The sequence below is a fragment of the Acidilobus sp. 7A genome (assembly GCF_003431325.1).
In the GTDB taxonomy this organism is placed as follows: domain Archaea; phylum Thermoproteota; class Thermoprotei_A; order Sulfolobales; family Acidilobaceae; genus Acidilobus.
This window is the reverse complement of record NZ_CP010515.1, coordinates 1082585-1097439: the sequence shown is the minus strand read 5'-3', so window position 1 is coordinate 1097439 and position 14855 is coordinate 1082585. Positions and strand designations below refer to the sequence as shown.

The window sequence follows — 14855 nt, the reverse complement described above, 5'->3', positions numbered from 1 at the left end:
TACGGAGATGCGTATCAGGGAGTCGTCTATTCCAAGCGTCCTCCTCTCCTCGGGCTGCATGTGGCTTGACGCCGTCAGGGCCGGCAGCGTGACGAGCGTCTCTGTGCCGCCGAGGCTTGGGGCCACCCTGGCCAGCCTTAGGCCCCTGACAAACCTGATAGTGTCATACCTTCCTCCCCTCACCTTAAATGAGAGCACGCCGCCGTAGAGCGGCCTCTCGAACAGCCTTGACGCTAGGAGGTGGTAGGGGTCGTCGCTTAGTCCAGGGTAGTGGACCTGCACAACATTGCTGTTGTCGTGCAGGAACTCAGCTAGGGCCGTGGCAGTTCTGCTCTCCTTCTCAAGCCTGAGGGGCAGTGTCTTGAGGCCGCGGTAGGCTAGGTATGCCTCTAGGGGCTGCTGGACCGTGCCCAGCTTGCTCCTCCACTCCAACAGCCTCCCGCTCAGGCTCTTACTGGTCGCCACGACCCCGCCAGTTACGTCATTGTGACCGGCTAGATACTTCGTGCTGCTGTGCACGACGGCGGAGGCCCCAGCCTTAATGGGCTTCACGAGCAGCGGCGTAGTGAAGGTGTTATCAACTATAAGCTGCGTGCCGGCCTCCGCGGCGGCGCGGGTGACCTCACGGACGTCTATCACCTTCAGGGTTGGGTTTGACATGACTTCCATGAAGGCCAGGTCGTACTTAGAGCTCGTGAGGGCCTCCACGAGGCTCTCCGTGGACGGGTAGACCCTCCTGACCTCCTCCCAGCCCTAAAGAGCAAGGGCTCCCTTAGGGCGGCTTACTGGTTTGCGGCTTATCGCTTTCACCTTCATCACCTCATGGCTAGTGGGCGCGGTACGCGCCCACCCCGCTCCGCTCATCCAGCGGCAGGCCGCGGGCCGGGCCTTCGGCCCTTTACCCCTACCCCTCGCTGGGAGTTGCCCCCATCCTCTGGGTCCCAGGGACTCGGGGATATGTGGGCCCCTATTGGGGCATCCCCTTGCGGGGACACTATGTTTCACGCAACTTTAAGTGCTCAGGAATTTTATGCCTTACCCCACCCCTTCCAGGGGCGAGGCTTGCCTCTCGCTTTTGTCAAACTGTAGAGCTCCATGGTTATCAGTACCTTCAGGCCACCCTTGGCAAGGGCCAGGACAGCCGTTGATATGGCGCTCATGCCGGAGTTGAAGGCTAAGGCGTCATCGGCGCCCTCGAGCGAGGCCACAGCCCTCTCCAGGGGCCTGAGGGTTGGGTTAACCTCCCTTGAGTACCTGACAACGCGCCCCCTGTCGTCCTTAACTGCCAGCTCGTCGCTTACGTAGCCGAAGGCAGCGCTCAGGTACACGGGTGGAACAACAGCCTGGAATGGGTCATTGTAATACTGAGCCCTTATTATGTCCGTGCCCTCTGGCAAGCGCGCACCAGATACCTGGTACCTGGGCTAAAAGTTTTGTGTGTCGCAGTACAGTGGGAAAGGATTTTAGAGGGGGGCTTTAACGCGAGCTGCTGCGCAGCCCCTGGAGGTAAGTGAGGTAGTACCTTAGACTCTCATAGGCCTCGGCTGTCCTTGGCGAGGCGTAGGCCAGCAGCTCCCTCATGTCACTGCTCTCCAGCCTTGAGATCACGGCGCTTATGCTGCCGCTCGTCAGGTACTTAGCTATAACCATGGCGTTTTCAGAGAGCGCCTGAAGGGCCCTGGCTGCGTCGCTCAGCCCCTCCCTTGAGGCCAGCCTTGAGTCTATCATTGCCAGACGAGCTAGCTCTAGCGAAGCTCTTGTGGCCTCGTCAAGTGACGCTGAGGGCAAGCTCTCACTAACATTATACGTGCCCTCCTAGGCTAAAAATGTTTCTAAATGGAGGAAGGCCTATAGGTTATACAGCGCTGGTGCCCTCTTGGCCCTGGGTACCGTCTAGGGCTTAGCGCCCTGCCCCGCGGGTAGATGCACCTGAACTCGAGGCCGCATGTTGGGTAGCCCAGGGTCCCAGGCAGTCACGGCCTCGTCAAGCAGGCTCACGGCGCCCTTAACGCCCTCCAGCAGGGAGGCCGGGCTGTCCCTGCCTATGCAGCTGAGTCATGCCCTCATGTGGCCCTGCTCCACGTGGCACTGGAGGGCCTTTGGATCCCTCGGCCGAGAGCCTCTTCATCTCCATTAGGAGCTCCTCATTCTTGGCGACGCCTATGATTCTGTCGAAGCTCTGAAGTAAAAGGACTCCTTTAACGTCATCCATGCCTACCGTGAAAAACGGTGCCCTTTTACTTCTCAATCTTTTACTCCCATTCATGTGCAGCCTCTGCGAGAGGCGGGCTTAATATGGTGGGCTTCTAACGTCAGTTCGTCATGAGAGACCCTGAGAACCCGAGGGCCCACATAAGGTTGGGGTAGACTATCATCCTCTCCATGCCGCCCCAGCCGAGGCTCATGTAGTCTTTGGCTATGTATAGGGCCAGCGCCACTAGGCCTATAGTGCCCAGGGCCCCCCACAGCGGGCTCCTGTGGCCCCTGTAGAGGGACGCCGGGTAAGAGGCCAGGGAGGCGAAGAGGAACACTATGAGGGATGAAATGACGTGCAGGTCATAGGGGGAGCCCTCAGGGAAGAAGCCGACGCCGGCGGCCCCCAAGCCTGAGATGGCCACCAGGACGCCTAGAAGCCTACCGGTAACTCCCCTCTCCTTGTACGCAAGGATGGAGCCGCCGATTATTAGGAGGAGCCCAAGCAGTATTATAGATGTGTTGAATATGGTCGCGTGAGGCGTTGAGGGCGCCAGCCTTGGGTTGCCCAGGTCGCTTATGTAGTTCTGGGAGACACTGTAGCCGGGGTATATTGCCTCAGCCACTATCATGAGTATGAGGAACTGGGCCGCTCCAACGAAGACCGAGTAGCCAGCAAGCCTCGTGTATTTCATAAGGCCTGCGCCATAGTATTTTCTCAAGTTTGCAGATAAAAACACTTAGCGTCAATACTAGTATTATGTGAAAGCAATGCTATTATTTTAAAAGTTGATATTCAGACCTCTTGAACCTGCGAGCGGGCAGGCCTTGAGGCAGGAGGCAACGCTCCTGGTGACGAGGGTCATCTACTCGATGCAGTGGTACGTGCTGGCGCCAGCCATGTTGCAGATACTTACGGAGTACAGGGCCCCCGCGTGGGTCTCTGGCATTTTGCCCCTGGCCTTCATAGCTGGGGCAGCATCAACCCAGCTGGTCAGCGTGGCACTCTCGGCCAGGATAGGGGCCAGGAACACGTTTATTCTGGGTCTCCTGGTGCTCTCGCTCTCCGACATGCTCATGTACTTCGCTAACGGCGTCTGGGAAGCGGTGGGCCTCAGGCTCTTAGCTGGCCTGGGCACGGGCCTCTTCTTCGCCCCAGCCGGCTTCGTCCTGGTGAGCGTCAGCGGGGCCTCCTCAGCGGCGCTCATGGGCCTCTTCAACTCGGCCTTTAACATAGGCGGCCTCATGGCGCTCGCCTGGGGGCTTGTAGATGGGGTCCTCGGCTGGAGGCTCGGAACCCTCCTGGCGGGCCTCCTGGGAATAGTGATGGTGGCGCTTTCTGCTGCCTTCATAAAGTTCAACGGCCGCCCCGCGCCTGTAGCAGATGGGACCATATCGTGGAGGGGGCTCCTGCTGATAGGCGTGGCGGGCGCCGGCAGCTTCGGGGCGTCCTACGCCTTCGGCTTCTTCCTCCCGTCCATAGCGAAGCTCTACTTTGGGGCCTCGCCGTACTCCTCTGGCTCCCTCACGCTCCTGATGTTTGCGGGCGCTGCCGTAGGAGGCTTCTCGCTCGCATGGCTTCCCAGGTCGTGGTCCTTCAGCAGGCGCGCCGTGGCCCTCCTGCTCCTCATATCATCGCTGAGCTACCTTCTGATATACACCAGGTCCTACGAGCTCTTCCTAGCAGCCTCGTTTATAAACGGCCTCCTGGTCGACGTCGCCTTCAGCGCTTACTACGCCTACACGGTCGACACTTACGGGAGGGGCCGCAGCGCCACGTCGCTGGCAGTAATAAACATGGTCAACATGGCTGCCAGCCTCTGGACGTTCCCCTTGGCAGGCCTGGCCCTCCCTGACGGCCTGCTGCTGGAGGCGGCGTCGCTGGCCATCGCGAACGCTGTGACCATCCCCTTCCTTTACGTTGCAACTTAACGGTCTCAGAAGCCTTCGTAACGAGCTGTTTACTGCAAGGTCATTATCGTAAGTAATATAGAACGAAAATATATAAAGCTGTTAGATATATCAGCCCCTGTAGGTGATGCCCACGCCAGACATAAGCATAGACGTCAGGAACCTGACGAAGAGGTATGGTAGCCTGCTCGCCGTGGACCACATAAACTTCAAGGTGATGAGGGGCGAGATCTACTCCCTGCTCGGCCCCAACGGGGCCGGCAAGACAACGACTATATCAATGCTTGCGACACTCAGGATGCCCACAGAGGGGGACGCCCTAGTCGAGGGCTACAGCGTAGTGAGGGAGAGGACCAAGGTGAGGAAGGTCATAGGTGTCGTGCCGCAGGACCTCACAGCAGACGACGAGCTCACAGGCCTTGACAACGTGCTCCTGATGGCAAGGCTCCATGGTTACAGTGGCAAGGAGGCGGAGGAGAGGGCCTGGGAGGCCATAAAGTTCATGGAGCTTGAGGACGCCGCCAAGAGGAGGGTGATGTACTACAGCGGCGGCATGAGGAGGAGGCTTGAGATAGCCATGAGCATAGTGCACAACCCAAAGGTTGTCTTCCTGGACGAGCCCACAGTAGGGCTCGACGTGCAGAGCAGGAGGCACATATGGGACCTTGTAAGGGAGCTCAAGAAGGAGGGGGTCACGGTTATACTGACGACGCACTACATGGAGGAGGCTGAGGAGCTCTCTGACAGGGTGGCCATAATAGATCACGGCCACATAGTGGCTGAGGGGACGCCGGAGGACCTGAAGGCTAAGGTTAAGGGCGACAGGATCTACGTTAAGCTCAAGAGTGATGCCGAGACAACAAAGGCCATCGAGGCGCTCTCGAAGGACTTCAACGACGTGAAGGAGATGAATGGGTATGTTGTCATTAAGGTGGAGTCCTCCGCGGATGCCATGCCCCAGCTCATAAAGCTGCTCTCCAACTTTGACGTCACTGAACTGAGGGTCGTGAGGCCTAACCTGGAGGAGGTGTTCCTGGAGTTGACGGGCCACGGGCTCAGGGAGGAGGAGTCGTTCGACGCCTTCAAGTTCAGGAGGCTCATGAGGGCGGTGAGATCATGATAAGGGAGACGGGCGTGCTCGTCGAGAGGGAGCTCAAGAAGTGGGTGGGCAGGAGGGGGACGTTCTTTATATCCCTTATAACCCCCGTGGCATGGCTCGCCCTGTTTGGAAAAAGCCTGAACTTTGTCAACATGTTCTCGGCTGCCGGCCTGCAGGCAGCCAATCCGATTATAGTTAAGCAGTACATCGACCAGACGCTACTCAAGCTGTTCGGGACCACCGACTACTTCTCCTACCTGGCCACAGGCATGTTCGTGGTCTTCGCCTTCTTCCAGTCAGTCTTCGGGGGCGTGAACATAGTGTTTGAGAAGAGGCTGGGCAGCATGAACAGGCTCAGGATGACCCCAGCCCCTAGGTCAAGCATATTCTTCGCTAAGATGATAGCCACGCTCATAAGGTCTTTCTTCTACGAGACAGTGCTCCTAGTGATAGCAATAGCCCTCGGCTTCAGCCTCGACTTCAACGTCCTTAACTTTGTAGAGGCCGGAGTAGCGATAGCCCTGCTCAGCATGTCCTTCATAAGCGTGTTTGAGGCCATAGGCTTCTCAGTTGACAACCAAGAAGTCATGTTCTCCATAGTCAACCTGGTAAACCTGCCCCTGATGTTCGCCTCGCCAGCCCTCTTCCCGCTAAGGCAGATGCCGTGGTGGCTACAGGACATAGCCAGGTTTAACCCAATAACGTACACTGTCGACATAGTCAGGTACAACCTGCTGGGTCTACATAGCTTTAACATAGTTGAGGACTGGGTAATACTGTTGGGCATAACGGTGGTGTTCGTCAGCGCAGGTATGTTCGTCAGCCTGAAGATACTAGAAAACTATTAATAAAAAATTTAATAAAAACATTTTAGGAGAAAGAAAATTACTTCCTCTCACCAATGGGTGCGTACTTGAGGTCCGTGGGCCCAACGTACTTCTCGTCAGGCCTTATTAGTTTGTTGTTCATGAACTGCTCTATGTAGTGCGCGGTCCAGCCAACTATCCTGCCCATGGCGAATATTGGCGTGTACATCGGTATTGGTATGCCAAGCTGGTAGTAGAGGACTCCTGTGTAGAGGTCTATGTTGGCCGGCAGGTTCTTCTCCCTCTTCATGACCTCCTCTGACTTGGCGAGGACCTTGACCCACATGTCACCGTTAGGCAGCTGGGCCACGAACTTCTTAGCTACATCGGTCCTCGGGTCGTGAATCTTGTAGACCCTGTGGCCAAAGCCCATTATCAGCTCCTTCCTTGCTAGCCTGTCCTTGATGTACTGCTCTATGTAGTCCTCAAGCGGTATGCCCTTGGCCTGCGCCTGTGCCTGGGCCTCGAGGAGCATCTTCATGGCCTGCTCATTGGCACCGCCGTGCAGGGGTCCCTTGAGCGACGCCACGCCAGCGGCCACTGCGCTGTAAATATCGGTGAGCGTGCTCGCGGCAACCCTTACTGTGAAGGTGCTTGCGTTGAAGCCGTGGTCCATGTAGAGGACCAGCGTGGCCTCAAAGGCCCTGGCCTCAAGGTCGCTTGGCATCCTTCCAAGTATCATCCTCAGGGCGTCCTTGGCGTGTGGCAGGCTTGGATCGGGCCTGTAGAGCTCCCCATCCCTTGGCAGGTGCCAGGCGGCAGCGAATATGAACGGCGTCAGGGCTATGAGCCTCATGGCGTGTTCCTCAAGGAACTCGAAGGAGGCCTTCTGGGGCCACTCGGGAGCGTAGAACTGGCCCAGGAGGTTGTAGGCGTACTGGGCGTAGTACATTGGGTGGGTGCTCGGAACCACCTTGAGTGCATCTATAAGCTTCTCAGGTATCTCGGCCCTGTAGCTGTCGAGCTTCTTCCTATACTCGTCGTACTCTTTCTTGTTAGGCAGGTGGCCATAGTGTATCAGGAAGGCCGCCTCGTAGAAGTCCGCGTTGGCGCCTATGTCATCGATTGTGTAGCCGCGGTATATGGTAGCCTTGCCAGTGGGGTCAACGCCGCTTATATTTGTGGTGTCAACTATGACGTTGTCCAGGCCCTTAGGAACTACGATCCTCCTTCCCAGGGGTCCTTCATCATACTGACACTCAACCTGCTTAGACAAAACCGCTTACCTCCGCCAGCTCTTACGGTGACAGGAACCCAGTTAAGAGAGTTAGAGGTCAGTTGTATCTAACAGGTCAAGCCTTGTCGAATTAAGGTTCTTTTTTAAAATACGAAGTTATGTCCCTGTGCCTCCTCTCCAGGAGCTCCTCAACGTCCCTGAGCTTCATGCCTGAGGCGGGGTCGTCGAGCCTGAAGCTGGCCCCTGTGGGAACGAGCTCGTCTATGCTGTGGAACCTCCACTCGCCGCCCCTTAGCCTGAAGGCCAGCAGCGCTATGCCGCCAGATCTCTTGGCGAACTCCGATAGACCCATGACCTGCTCAGCGCTTATGTAAAGGGGGCCCTCGTCGGACCTTGACTTGACCTCAATCACGACAACCCTGCCGTCCTTTATTGCCACGAGGTCTGGCTGGAAGCGCCTCCTTGAGCCTCCCCCGCTAGAGGGTCCCCTGACTACGGCGAACCCCCTCTCCCACAGCGTGTCCGCCAGCTCGTTTTCAGCCCTAGAGCCCTTGACCTTCGGGTTCCTCAACAAGCCTCTCGCCTTACGAAGGTGTTCAGCGCTCTAAATAGCTTTTCATATTTCCTTAAAAGTTAATGCTTGGCTGCGCTAGCAGTTCGTGCGATTTTATGGCATTATCTAAAAGCCCTAGGGTGGAAGATCCTTTTTATATAAAGAAAAGCCGCCAAGGCCTCCTCAGACGAGCCTCCGTGAAGCTGGGCTCAGCAGCCGCTCACGAGGCCACTGGCGGCAGGCCCAGCGGATGAGATTAGAGGGCTCTTTATGCCTGGTAACAAATGACGTAAAACAATTAAGATGAACGTGTGAAGATGAGCTGTCACGTTGGAACCAGCCTGTCCTTGAAGGCGTCAAACGGGTTTGTAAGGGCCCTCTTGTTAACCTCGACTGGCCTCTTGGCTGGTGGCATCTGCAGGTAGCCTGGCATTATCTTCTCTATCCTAACATCGAATGGTTCGATCATGGTGTTTCTGTAGAATATGCCCAGAGGTATCCTGGAGTCCCACTCAAGCATCTTCTCAATTATCTTTGGCAGCTTCTTCATGTCCTCTGGCTTCTCAACGTTCGGGTCCCAGCTTGGGTCTTCCTTGTCTAGGTAGTAGATCCTCTTCTCATACCACTCCTTTGTCATTATGTCGTTGTAGGTCGGGCACGGCTGAAGTATGTCTATCAGGGAGGTGCCCTTGTGCCTTATGGCAGCCTTTATCATATCCTTCAGCTGGTCTATGTGATAAGCATAGGCCCTGGCTATGAAGGTGTAACCGCTCGCGAATGCCAGCATGAGCGGGTTGACAGCGCCCTGCACGTTTGGCTGGCCAAGGCTCTTGGTCTTAGCATAAAGCGGCAGCGTCGGCGAGGCCTGGCCCTTGGTGAGGCCGTAGACTGCGTTGTCGTGCAGCAGCACCTTTATGTCTATGTTCCTTCTGCCCACCGCGACGAAGTGGCCGGCCCCTATGCCCAGCAGGTCGCCGTCGCCAGAGGCGACTATGACCACCTGGTCTGGGTTAGCCAGCTTTATCCCCTGGGCCACTGGTATTGGCCTGCCGTGAAGTGTGTGCACGTTGGCGGTCTTTACGTAGTATGGCATCCTACTGGAGCAGCCTATGCCTGAGACTATGGTGACCTTCTCGTTCGGCAGGTCAAGCTCCGCCAGCGCCCTCTGCATTGCTGTAAGTATGCCGAAGTTGCCGCAGGCGGGGCACCACTGGACCCAGGCGTCAGTCTTGTAGTCCATCCAGTTACGAGCCATCGCTCACCACCACCAGGCCCTCCTTCATTCCAAGCGCCTTCTTAACTCCATTGTAAACCTCCTGCTCCATGAGGCTCCTGCTGTTGAGCTTGGCCACTCTCTTCTTTATGTCAAGGCCCGTGAACATTCTTATGGCCATCACCATCTGGCCGAAGGCGTTGTTCTCAACTGCTATCACGTCGTCTGAGGAGCTTATGATGCCCTTTACCACGTCCTTGGGGAACGGCAGGAACGTCTTTATCTGCAGGAACCTGACGCGCAGCCCGTCAGTCTTGAGCCTCTCCATGGCGTCGAGAATGGGCCCCTTGGTGGAGCCCCAGGAGACTATAGTTATCTTCGCGTCCGGGTCACCGTGAAGCACCGCCTTCTCAGAGTCCGGGATGCCCTTCTCTATGGTTTCCATCTTCTTTATTCTCTTCAGCATCATCCTCTCCCTAGTGACTGGGTCCTCGGTCACAACGCCGTACTCATTGTGCTCGAGGCTACTCACAAGGAACCTTGTGGTGCCGAGCGGCGCCCTCGGGCTTACACCAGTGTCGGTTATCTCATACCTCTTGTAGTTCTGCCCAGGCGAGGTCACGTAGAGCCCCCTGGTAAGGGGCACCTTGTATGGGTCCACGTCCTCCCTGTCAAAACTCATCATGCTGGCAGCCATGTACTTGTCAAGCAGGTGTATGACTGGCACCTGGAACTCCTCCGCCCAGTTGAGGGCTTTGATAGTGTCATAGTAGGCTTCAATATGATCGCCGCTTGCTATGACTATCTTCGGCAGCGCCTCGCCGTGGCCTGCAAATATCGCGTGGAGCAGGTCCTGCTGGCCCTGCCTAGTCGCTATCCCGGTTGATGGTCCGGTCCTCATCCAGTCGCTTATAACCACAGGGGTCTCGGTGATGACGGCAAAGCTTATGGCCTCATTCATAAGCGAGAGGCCTGGGCCGCTAGTCGTGGTCGCAACCCTGGCGCCCGCTATGGCGCCGCCTATTGCCATGTTGAGGGCGGCTAGCTCGTCCTCTGCCTGCAACGTCAGCGCGCTCATCTTGTTGTTTCCAAGGGCCTTGCTGGCCTCCTCGTCTAGGTCGAAGACCCTGTGAGACTCCATATAGAAGGCCTCGTCCTGGCTTGGCGTTATGGGGTAGTACGTCTCAAGGCTGACGCCGCCCACGATCTTAGCCATAGCAACTATGTCGTTACCTGTAGCTATCATTCTGACCTTGCCCCTGTGAGGGCCGTCCGGTATCTCCTTGCCAAGGCCAAAGTTGTTCTTAACGTAATCAAAGGTGACCCTAGCGGCCTCAACGTTAGAATCTACAATGCTCTTCCTGCCAGCGAAGTACAGCTCTATGGACCTCTCGACGGCCTTGATGTCTATACCGAGCACCGTCGCCAGGGCAGTTATGGTCATTGTATTAACGCTTTTTGAAACGCTCACGACCGTCGTCTTAAGCCTGTCTGCCGTGGCCTTAAGGAGGTCCTTCAGGGGAAGCCCTATAGTTTTCACGCCGCTCTTAGAGAGGTACTTTACGAGCTCGGATGCCACGGGCTCTACGCCCTTTGACTTGAGGTCCTCTATGACCCTCTCCTTGACCTCGGGCTCCATCGGCGCTATCTTTTCTATCCTTGTCTGAGTGGAATCCACGTCGTATATCAGGAAGCTGCCCTCCTTGAGTTCATTGTAGTGCGTGAAAATTGCCTCAGCGTCGAGAGCCAGCAGAGCGTCAACCGGGAGCCTGACGCTCCTGGGCTTTATCGCCTTCACCCTTACGTTGTAGTAACTGTGCGCTCCCATTATGTCGCTGTGGTACTCCCTTATGCCAAAGACGTCATAGCCCTTAATCATAAAGACCCTGAGCATCATCTGGCCCGACGACTCAATGCCGCCGCCCTGTGGGCCGCCTATAATGACATCTAAGTCTACGGTATTGCTACTCTCCATGTCACCTGACGCCCAGGCTGGTGTGGCGGCACCAGAACTTATTAAGCAAACATAGGTTAAGCATAAAAACGGCTTAACCGTTAGAAGGCGCCGTATATCTCCTCCCTCACGTCAGGGTCTACGTAGGCAGCGACGTAGACCTTTACGCCATTTTTAACAAGGAGCTGGGCCTCTTCGCCAGTGACCCTCGTGCGGAGCTCAGGGACCCAGTAGAATGACTTGGGGTCAAGCTTTAACTCTGCGTGCTTCTCACAGCTATCGTCATCCATTGTTATTTTTCCCCAGGCGGTGCAGAGGCCAACAAATGGGTAAACCACGTGAGGTCTCCAGTAGGCGCAGGTTGAGCACGCGTTGTCCAAGGCCCTTCCTAGCTGGGCCAGGTAATCAATAAAGTTAAACGCTTTATGAGGCCCAGGGCGCCCAGAGCTTTAAAGTCTCATGGACCAGGCCTAGCCTGGTGTTAGAAAGTGGGAGGGGCGTACAGGGCTGTGATGCACGTTGACGAGGACTCAAGGGACAAGCTCATGGTAGCCCTGAGGAACGCCTACAACCTGCTTGACAGCGTGGGCGAGAGGAACGCCGAGGTGGCGTTTGTCTTTAACGTCAGGGGGCCCTTGGCAATTATGAAGGGCTCTCTGGACGACTTCACCAGGGAGCAGATAAACGAGCTTATGAGCATGGGCGTGAAGTTTTACGTCTGCTCCATATCCCTGAGGACCCTGGGCATAAGGAGGGAGGACCTGGTAGACGGAGTAGAGGTCGTGGACTCTGGTGTTAAGAAGATAGTGGAGCTTGAGCGGGAGGGCTACGCCTATGTAAAGCCCTAGCGACGCGGCCGCTCGCGCCCCCAGCTATAAGGGCTAACAGCGTCGGTGCCAGGCCCACGGCGGCCGCCTGCGCCCCAAGCGAGAGGACCTCAAAGTAGAGGCCCATCATCATAACCACTACGCCCCCAGCGGCCAGCGCCACCCTTCCAGGGCCGACGCTGCCCAGCTGCCTCCTTGAGAACGACACGTAGAGAGAGGATATTATAGAGTGTGAGATGAAGAGTGCCGCCAGTGAGACGAGCACTGAGTAGAAGTAAACGTTGAGAGGGCCCATCACGATGCCCAGCGAGTTCACAGCAAGCACCGCTGCAAGGCTGATCAAAGCTGACCCTCTGAGCCTCACACCAGTCAGTGCGTGGGTGAGCCTCTGCACCGCCATGGAGGCCGCGGTCAGCGTGCCCACGAGGCTGCTAAGCGTGAGCGCCAGGTAAAGATACGTAGCCCACTTGCCCGCGAACCTCTCAGCAACCCAGAGGCCGGGGAACCGGGTGATCTCAAGTAGTGATGAGACCCCGCTATTAGTAAGGCCCACAGCCGCAACCTCATAGTATGACGCAAAGGCTATGACTGATGCGCCGACCAGGAACGCTGCAAGGAACGACTTGCTCACGTCCCTGGCGCCGTTCCTCGCCTCATACCCCATGAAGAAGGAGGCGCCTCCGCCTGCCATAGTAAAGGCCGCTGCAACAGAGCCTGCCAGGAGCTCAGAGGTGCTGACGCTGAGCGTCAGGGGCCTAAGGCCAACCCTCGAGAGAACATCAACGCCCACGTAGGTTATCATGGCCACCTCAGCGACTGATGTGAACATGGTCACAGTAAGAGGAGCGGTGGTCCCGGTTATTACAAGACCTGTCACGACCGCGGGCACCCCAAGGGCTATCAGGGCGATGGCCCAGCGCGGGGCTGGGATCAGCATTGGAAGTACGGCGCCAGCCAGGTATGATGATATGGCCGAGAGGTAGATCATGTAGCTTAGCCAGTAGCTCCACCCAACGGCCCTGGCCACCCCCTCCCCCGCTGACCTCCTCGCAAACTCATAGGTGCCGCCGTAGGAGGCGACGGCCTTTGAGTAGCTGTACCCTATGGCGACCCAGAGGCCGTATATGACTACCCCTATTATGGTCGCCAGGGGGGCGGAGGCCAGGGACTGTGACATGACAATCGTCAGGAGGGCGGCGGTCGAGCTCAGGGGAGCTATGGAGCTGAGTGACTGGGCAAATACCATGTAGGCTGGGACTGAGGCTTTCTTAAGATCATTGTCCAAGCCTGGATACCCTATCCAGCTAAACAGGGCTTAATTTTAACCATTGCTGCTCACGGCCTATAAGCATACTTAGCTATAGCGCGGGGAGGATTTATGGCCGTGGCCGCGGCCCCATATAGCACCTGGTCGTCACCAAAGGTGCACCTCTCTATCCTCGGCACGCCAAAGACCCCTACGTACTCCTTCATGTACTCTACGAGCTCAGGCTTTATTAGGTCCTCATTGTAGAGGAAAATGCTGCCGCCCACGAATATGACCTCCGGGTCGTACGCTGTCACGAGCGTTGACATGCCAGCCGCGTGGACCCTGTTGATGTAGCTGACCACGTACTTTGCGAATTCGTCGCCCTGCCTGGCCATGGAGTAGAGGAGCTCAGGGCTCAGCGATCCCTGGGCTGCTAGCTCATAGGCCCTGGTGCGGTCTCCCTTCCAGAGGGACGCCACGTGCTGGGCAGTCCTCGGTATGTTCCTGCCCCCTACGTAGGCCTCCCAGTGCCCGAGGCCCCCGCAGCCGCACCTTAGGCTAGACTCGAAGTTTACAACGGCATGACCAAGCTCGTGGGCGTTCCCCCTTCTGCCAACAACGAGATTGCCGTCAACGACCGCTCCCACGCCGAGGCCTGTGCTCATGGTGACGTAGGCCAGGTCGTCAACGTCTTTCCCTGAGCCGAGCACTTTTTCAGCCCAGGCCCCAGCGAGGGCGTCGTTTGTGAGGTAGACGGGCCTCCTGAACTCCCTGCCCAGGGAGTCCCTGAGGCTTACGTTGCCATAGCCGAGGTTGGGAGCCCAGAGCACCACGCCGCTCTTAAGGTCAAGGGGACCTATCGAGGCAACCCCTATTGAGTCAAAGTCCTCGCCGCCCGCCAGCCCCCTTATGAGGTGAGCTATGGCATTTATGAGGTCCTGGGGACCTGCCCTTGGGGTCTGGGTCCTGCTGTGTGATATCAGCTTGTCGTTCTCAAAGACGGCGACCCTCAGGTTAGTGGCGCCTATGTCTACAGCTACTACCCTTCCCATAGAGTTTCCCTAGGCGATCGCGCTTTTCCCGCGATATATTTTTAAATGTTGAGACTTGGGGGCAGTGGGGATAACTGTGCCCAAAGTAGTCACGAAGCTCGTCTCCTGGGACGACGTGGTCGAGTGGAGCATGGAGCTCGCAAGGAAGATTGAGGAGTCTGGGTGGATGCCTGACGTAATAGTTGCGGTCGCCAGGGGAGGCTATGTGCCTGCCAGGCTGCTCTGTGACTACCTGGGGGTGAGCGACCTGGTCAGCCTTCAGAGCCAGCACTGGACGGAGGCTGCTAGGGCCTCCCAGAAGGCGATAATAAGAAACGCCTATGCGCTCGATGCCAAGGGCCTCAAGGTGCTCGTGGTTGACGATATAGTTGACACCGGGGACACCCTGGCCCTGGCGAAGGACTTCATAACGAGGGAGTGGAGGCCTGAGGAGGCCAGGACTGCGGCCCTGCAGTGGATAAGTCCTGTGGCCAAGTTCAAGCCTGACTACTACCACCTTGAGGTTAAGGACTGGGCCTGGTTCCAGTACCCCTGGACGAGGCTCGAGGACCTGACGCAGTTCATAGAGAGGGTGTTCAGGGAGGACGAGAGGGCGAGGGGCGGGCTCACGGAGGGGAGGCTAAAGGAGCTCTTCGTGGAGTGGTATGGCGTTCGCCCGGAGGACTTCGGCAGCTACTGGAGGCTTGCCCTTGAGAGGCTCACCTCCAAGGGCGTCCTCACGGTAAAGGACGGCGTCTTCATGCTCACGAAGAAGGCCTGAA

At 57.1% G+C, this 14855-nt stretch carries 15 protein-coding genes and 1 pseudogene; 5 read left to right on the top strand and 11 right to left on the bottom strand.

Annotation, left to right across the window (positions count from 1 at the left end; all coding sequences use genetic code 11):
- Positions 1-12 precede the first annotated feature (12 nt).
- The 4 genes and pseudogenes from SE86_RS05535 to SE86_RS05510 all read right to left on the bottom strand — a co-directional run.
- Positions 13-708: pseudogene (locus SE86_RS05535) on the bottom strand (PLP-dependent transferase); the annotation flags it as partial.
- Positions 709-1028: 320 nt separating this feature from the next.
- Complete coding sequence (locus tag SE86_RS05525; protein WP_117354624.1) at positions 1029-1397, bottom strand: PLP-dependent transferase; 369 nt, start codon at positions 1395-1397, stop codon at positions 1029-1031.
- A 79-nt stretch (positions 1398-1476) separates the two neighbouring features.
- Positions 1477-1788, bottom strand: a complete 312-nt coding sequence (locus tag SE86_RS05520) for a hypothetical protein (protein ID WP_117354623.1) — start codon at positions 1786-1788, stop codon at positions 1477-1479.
- 524 nt (positions 1789-2312) lie between these two features.
- On the bottom strand, positions 2313-2888 hold the full coding sequence (locus tag SE86_RS05510; protein ID WP_117354621.1) for a DUF998 domain-containing protein: 576 nt from the start codon (positions 2886-2888) through the stop codon (positions 2313-2315).
- Between the two features lie 133 nt (positions 2889-3021).
- On the opposite strand from SE86_RS05510, the gene SE86_RS05505 reads away from it, so the two are divergent.
- From SE86_RS05505 to SE86_RS05495, 3 genes are all read left to right on the top strand, one after another.
- Positions 3022-4125 (top strand): MFS transporter, encoded by a 1104-nt coding sequence (locus SE86_RS05505; protein ID WP_117354620.1) that lies wholly within the window; start codon positions 3022-3024, stop codon positions 4123-4125.
- Between the two features lie 106 nt (positions 4126-4231).
- Positions 4232-5224, top strand: coding sequence for an ATP-binding cassette domain-containing protein (locus tag SE86_RS05500; protein WP_174221340.1), 993 nt, complete (start codon positions 4232-4234; stop codon positions 5222-5224).
- Positions 5221-6051, top strand: coding sequence for an ABC transporter permease (locus tag SE86_RS05495; RefSeq protein ID WP_117354618.1), 831 nt, complete (start codon positions 5221-5223; stop codon positions 6049-6051). Before SE86_RS05500 ends, SE86_RS05495 begins: the two co-directional genes overlap by 4 nt.
- 37 nt (positions 6052-6088) lie before the next feature.
- Here SE86_RS05495 and SE86_RS05490 read toward each other — a convergent pair whose 3' ends face one another.
- The 5 genes from SE86_RS05490 to SE86_RS05470 all read right to left on the bottom strand — a co-directional run bounded on the left by SE86_RS05490 (position 6089) and on the right by SE86_RS05470 (position 11346).
- Positions 6089-7285, bottom strand: a complete 1197-nt coding sequence (locus SE86_RS05490) for a citrate/2-methylcitrate synthase (RefSeq protein WP_117354617.1) — start codon at positions 7283-7285, stop codon at positions 6089-6091.
- A 91-nt stretch (positions 7286-7376) separates the two neighbouring features.
- Positions 7377-7820 (bottom strand): Holliday junction resolvase Hjc, encoded by a 444-nt coding sequence (gene hjc, locus SE86_RS05485; protein WP_117354616.1) that lies wholly within the window; start codon positions 7818-7820, stop codon positions 7377-7379.
- 304 nt (positions 7821-8124) lie between these two features.
- Positions 8125-9054 (bottom strand): 2-oxoacid:ferredoxin oxidoreductase subunit beta, encoded by a 930-nt coding sequence (locus SE86_RS05480; protein ID WP_174221339.1) that lies wholly within the window; start codon positions 9052-9054, stop codon positions 8125-8127.
- Positions 9044-10987 (bottom strand): 2-oxoacid:ferredoxin oxidoreductase subunit alpha, encoded by a 1944-nt coding sequence (locus SE86_RS05475; RefSeq protein ID WP_117354614.1) that lies wholly within the window; start codon positions 10985-10987, stop codon positions 9044-9046. Before SE86_RS05475 ends, SE86_RS05480 begins: the two co-directional genes overlap by 11 nt.
- Positions 10988-11067: 80 nt before the next feature.
- Positions 11068-11346 (bottom strand): hypothetical protein, encoded by a 279-nt coding sequence (locus SE86_RS05470; RefSeq protein ID WP_117354613.1) that lies wholly within the window; start codon positions 11344-11346, stop codon positions 11068-11070.
- Positions 11347-11454: 108 nt separating this feature from the next.
- Between SE86_RS05470 and SE86_RS05465 the strand changes: the two genes are divergently transcribed.
- Positions 11455-11814 carry a DsrE family protein gene (locus tag SE86_RS05465; RefSeq protein WP_117354612.1) on the top strand — a complete coding sequence of 120 codons (360 nt, stop codon included), beginning with the start codon at positions 11455-11457 and terminating at the stop codon, positions 11812-11814.
- On the opposite strand, the gene SE86_RS05460 is transcribed toward SE86_RS05465, so the two are convergent.
- Positions 11762-13078 (bottom strand): APC family permease, encoded by a 1317-nt coding sequence (locus tag SE86_RS05460; RefSeq protein WP_117354611.1) that lies wholly within the window; start codon positions 13076-13078, stop codon positions 11762-11764. The genes SE86_RS05465 and SE86_RS05460 overlap by 53 nt on opposite strands.
- Positions 13079-13128: 50 nt before the next feature.
- Entirely contained in the window at positions 13129-14094 is a 966-nt protein-coding gene (locus tag SE86_RS05455) for an ROK family protein (protein ID WP_117354610.1), read from the bottom strand.
- Positions 14095-14170: 76 nt separating this feature from the next.
- Here SE86_RS05455 and SE86_RS05450 point away from each other — a divergent pair, with 76 nt between their 5' ends.
- Positions 14171-14854, top strand: coding sequence for a phosphoribosyltransferase (locus SE86_RS05450; protein WP_117355148.1), 684 nt, complete (start codon positions 14171-14173; stop codon positions 14852-14854).
- The last annotated feature ends 1 nt before the right edge of the window (position 14855 follow it).

Excerpts from the sequence above, each read along its gene's own strand:
- SE86_RS05510 (WP_117354621.1), bottom strand. The coding sequence starts at position 2,888 with ATGAAATACACGAGGCTTGCTGGCTACTCGGTCTTCGTTGGAGCGGCC.
- SE86_RS05500 (WP_174221340.1), top strand. The coding sequence starts at position 4,232 with ATGCCCACGCCAGACATAAGCATAGACGTCAGGAACCTGACGAAGAGG.
- SE86_RS05495 (WP_117354618.1), top strand. The coding sequence starts at position 5,221 with ATGATAAGGGAGACGGGCGTGCTCGTCGAGAGGGAGCTCAAGAAGTGG.
- SE86_RS05480 (WP_174221339.1), bottom strand. The coding sequence starts at position 9,054 with ATGGCTCGTAACTGGATGGACTACAAGACTGACGCCTGGGTCCAGTGG.
- SE86_RS05475 (WP_117354614.1), bottom strand. The coding sequence starts at position 10,987 with ATGGAGAGTAGCAATACCGTAGACTTAGATGTCATTATAGGCGGCCCA.
- SE86_RS05455 (WP_117354610.1), bottom strand. The coding sequence starts at position 14,094 with ATGGGAAGGGTAGTAGCTGTAGACATAGGCGCCACTAACCTGAGGGTC.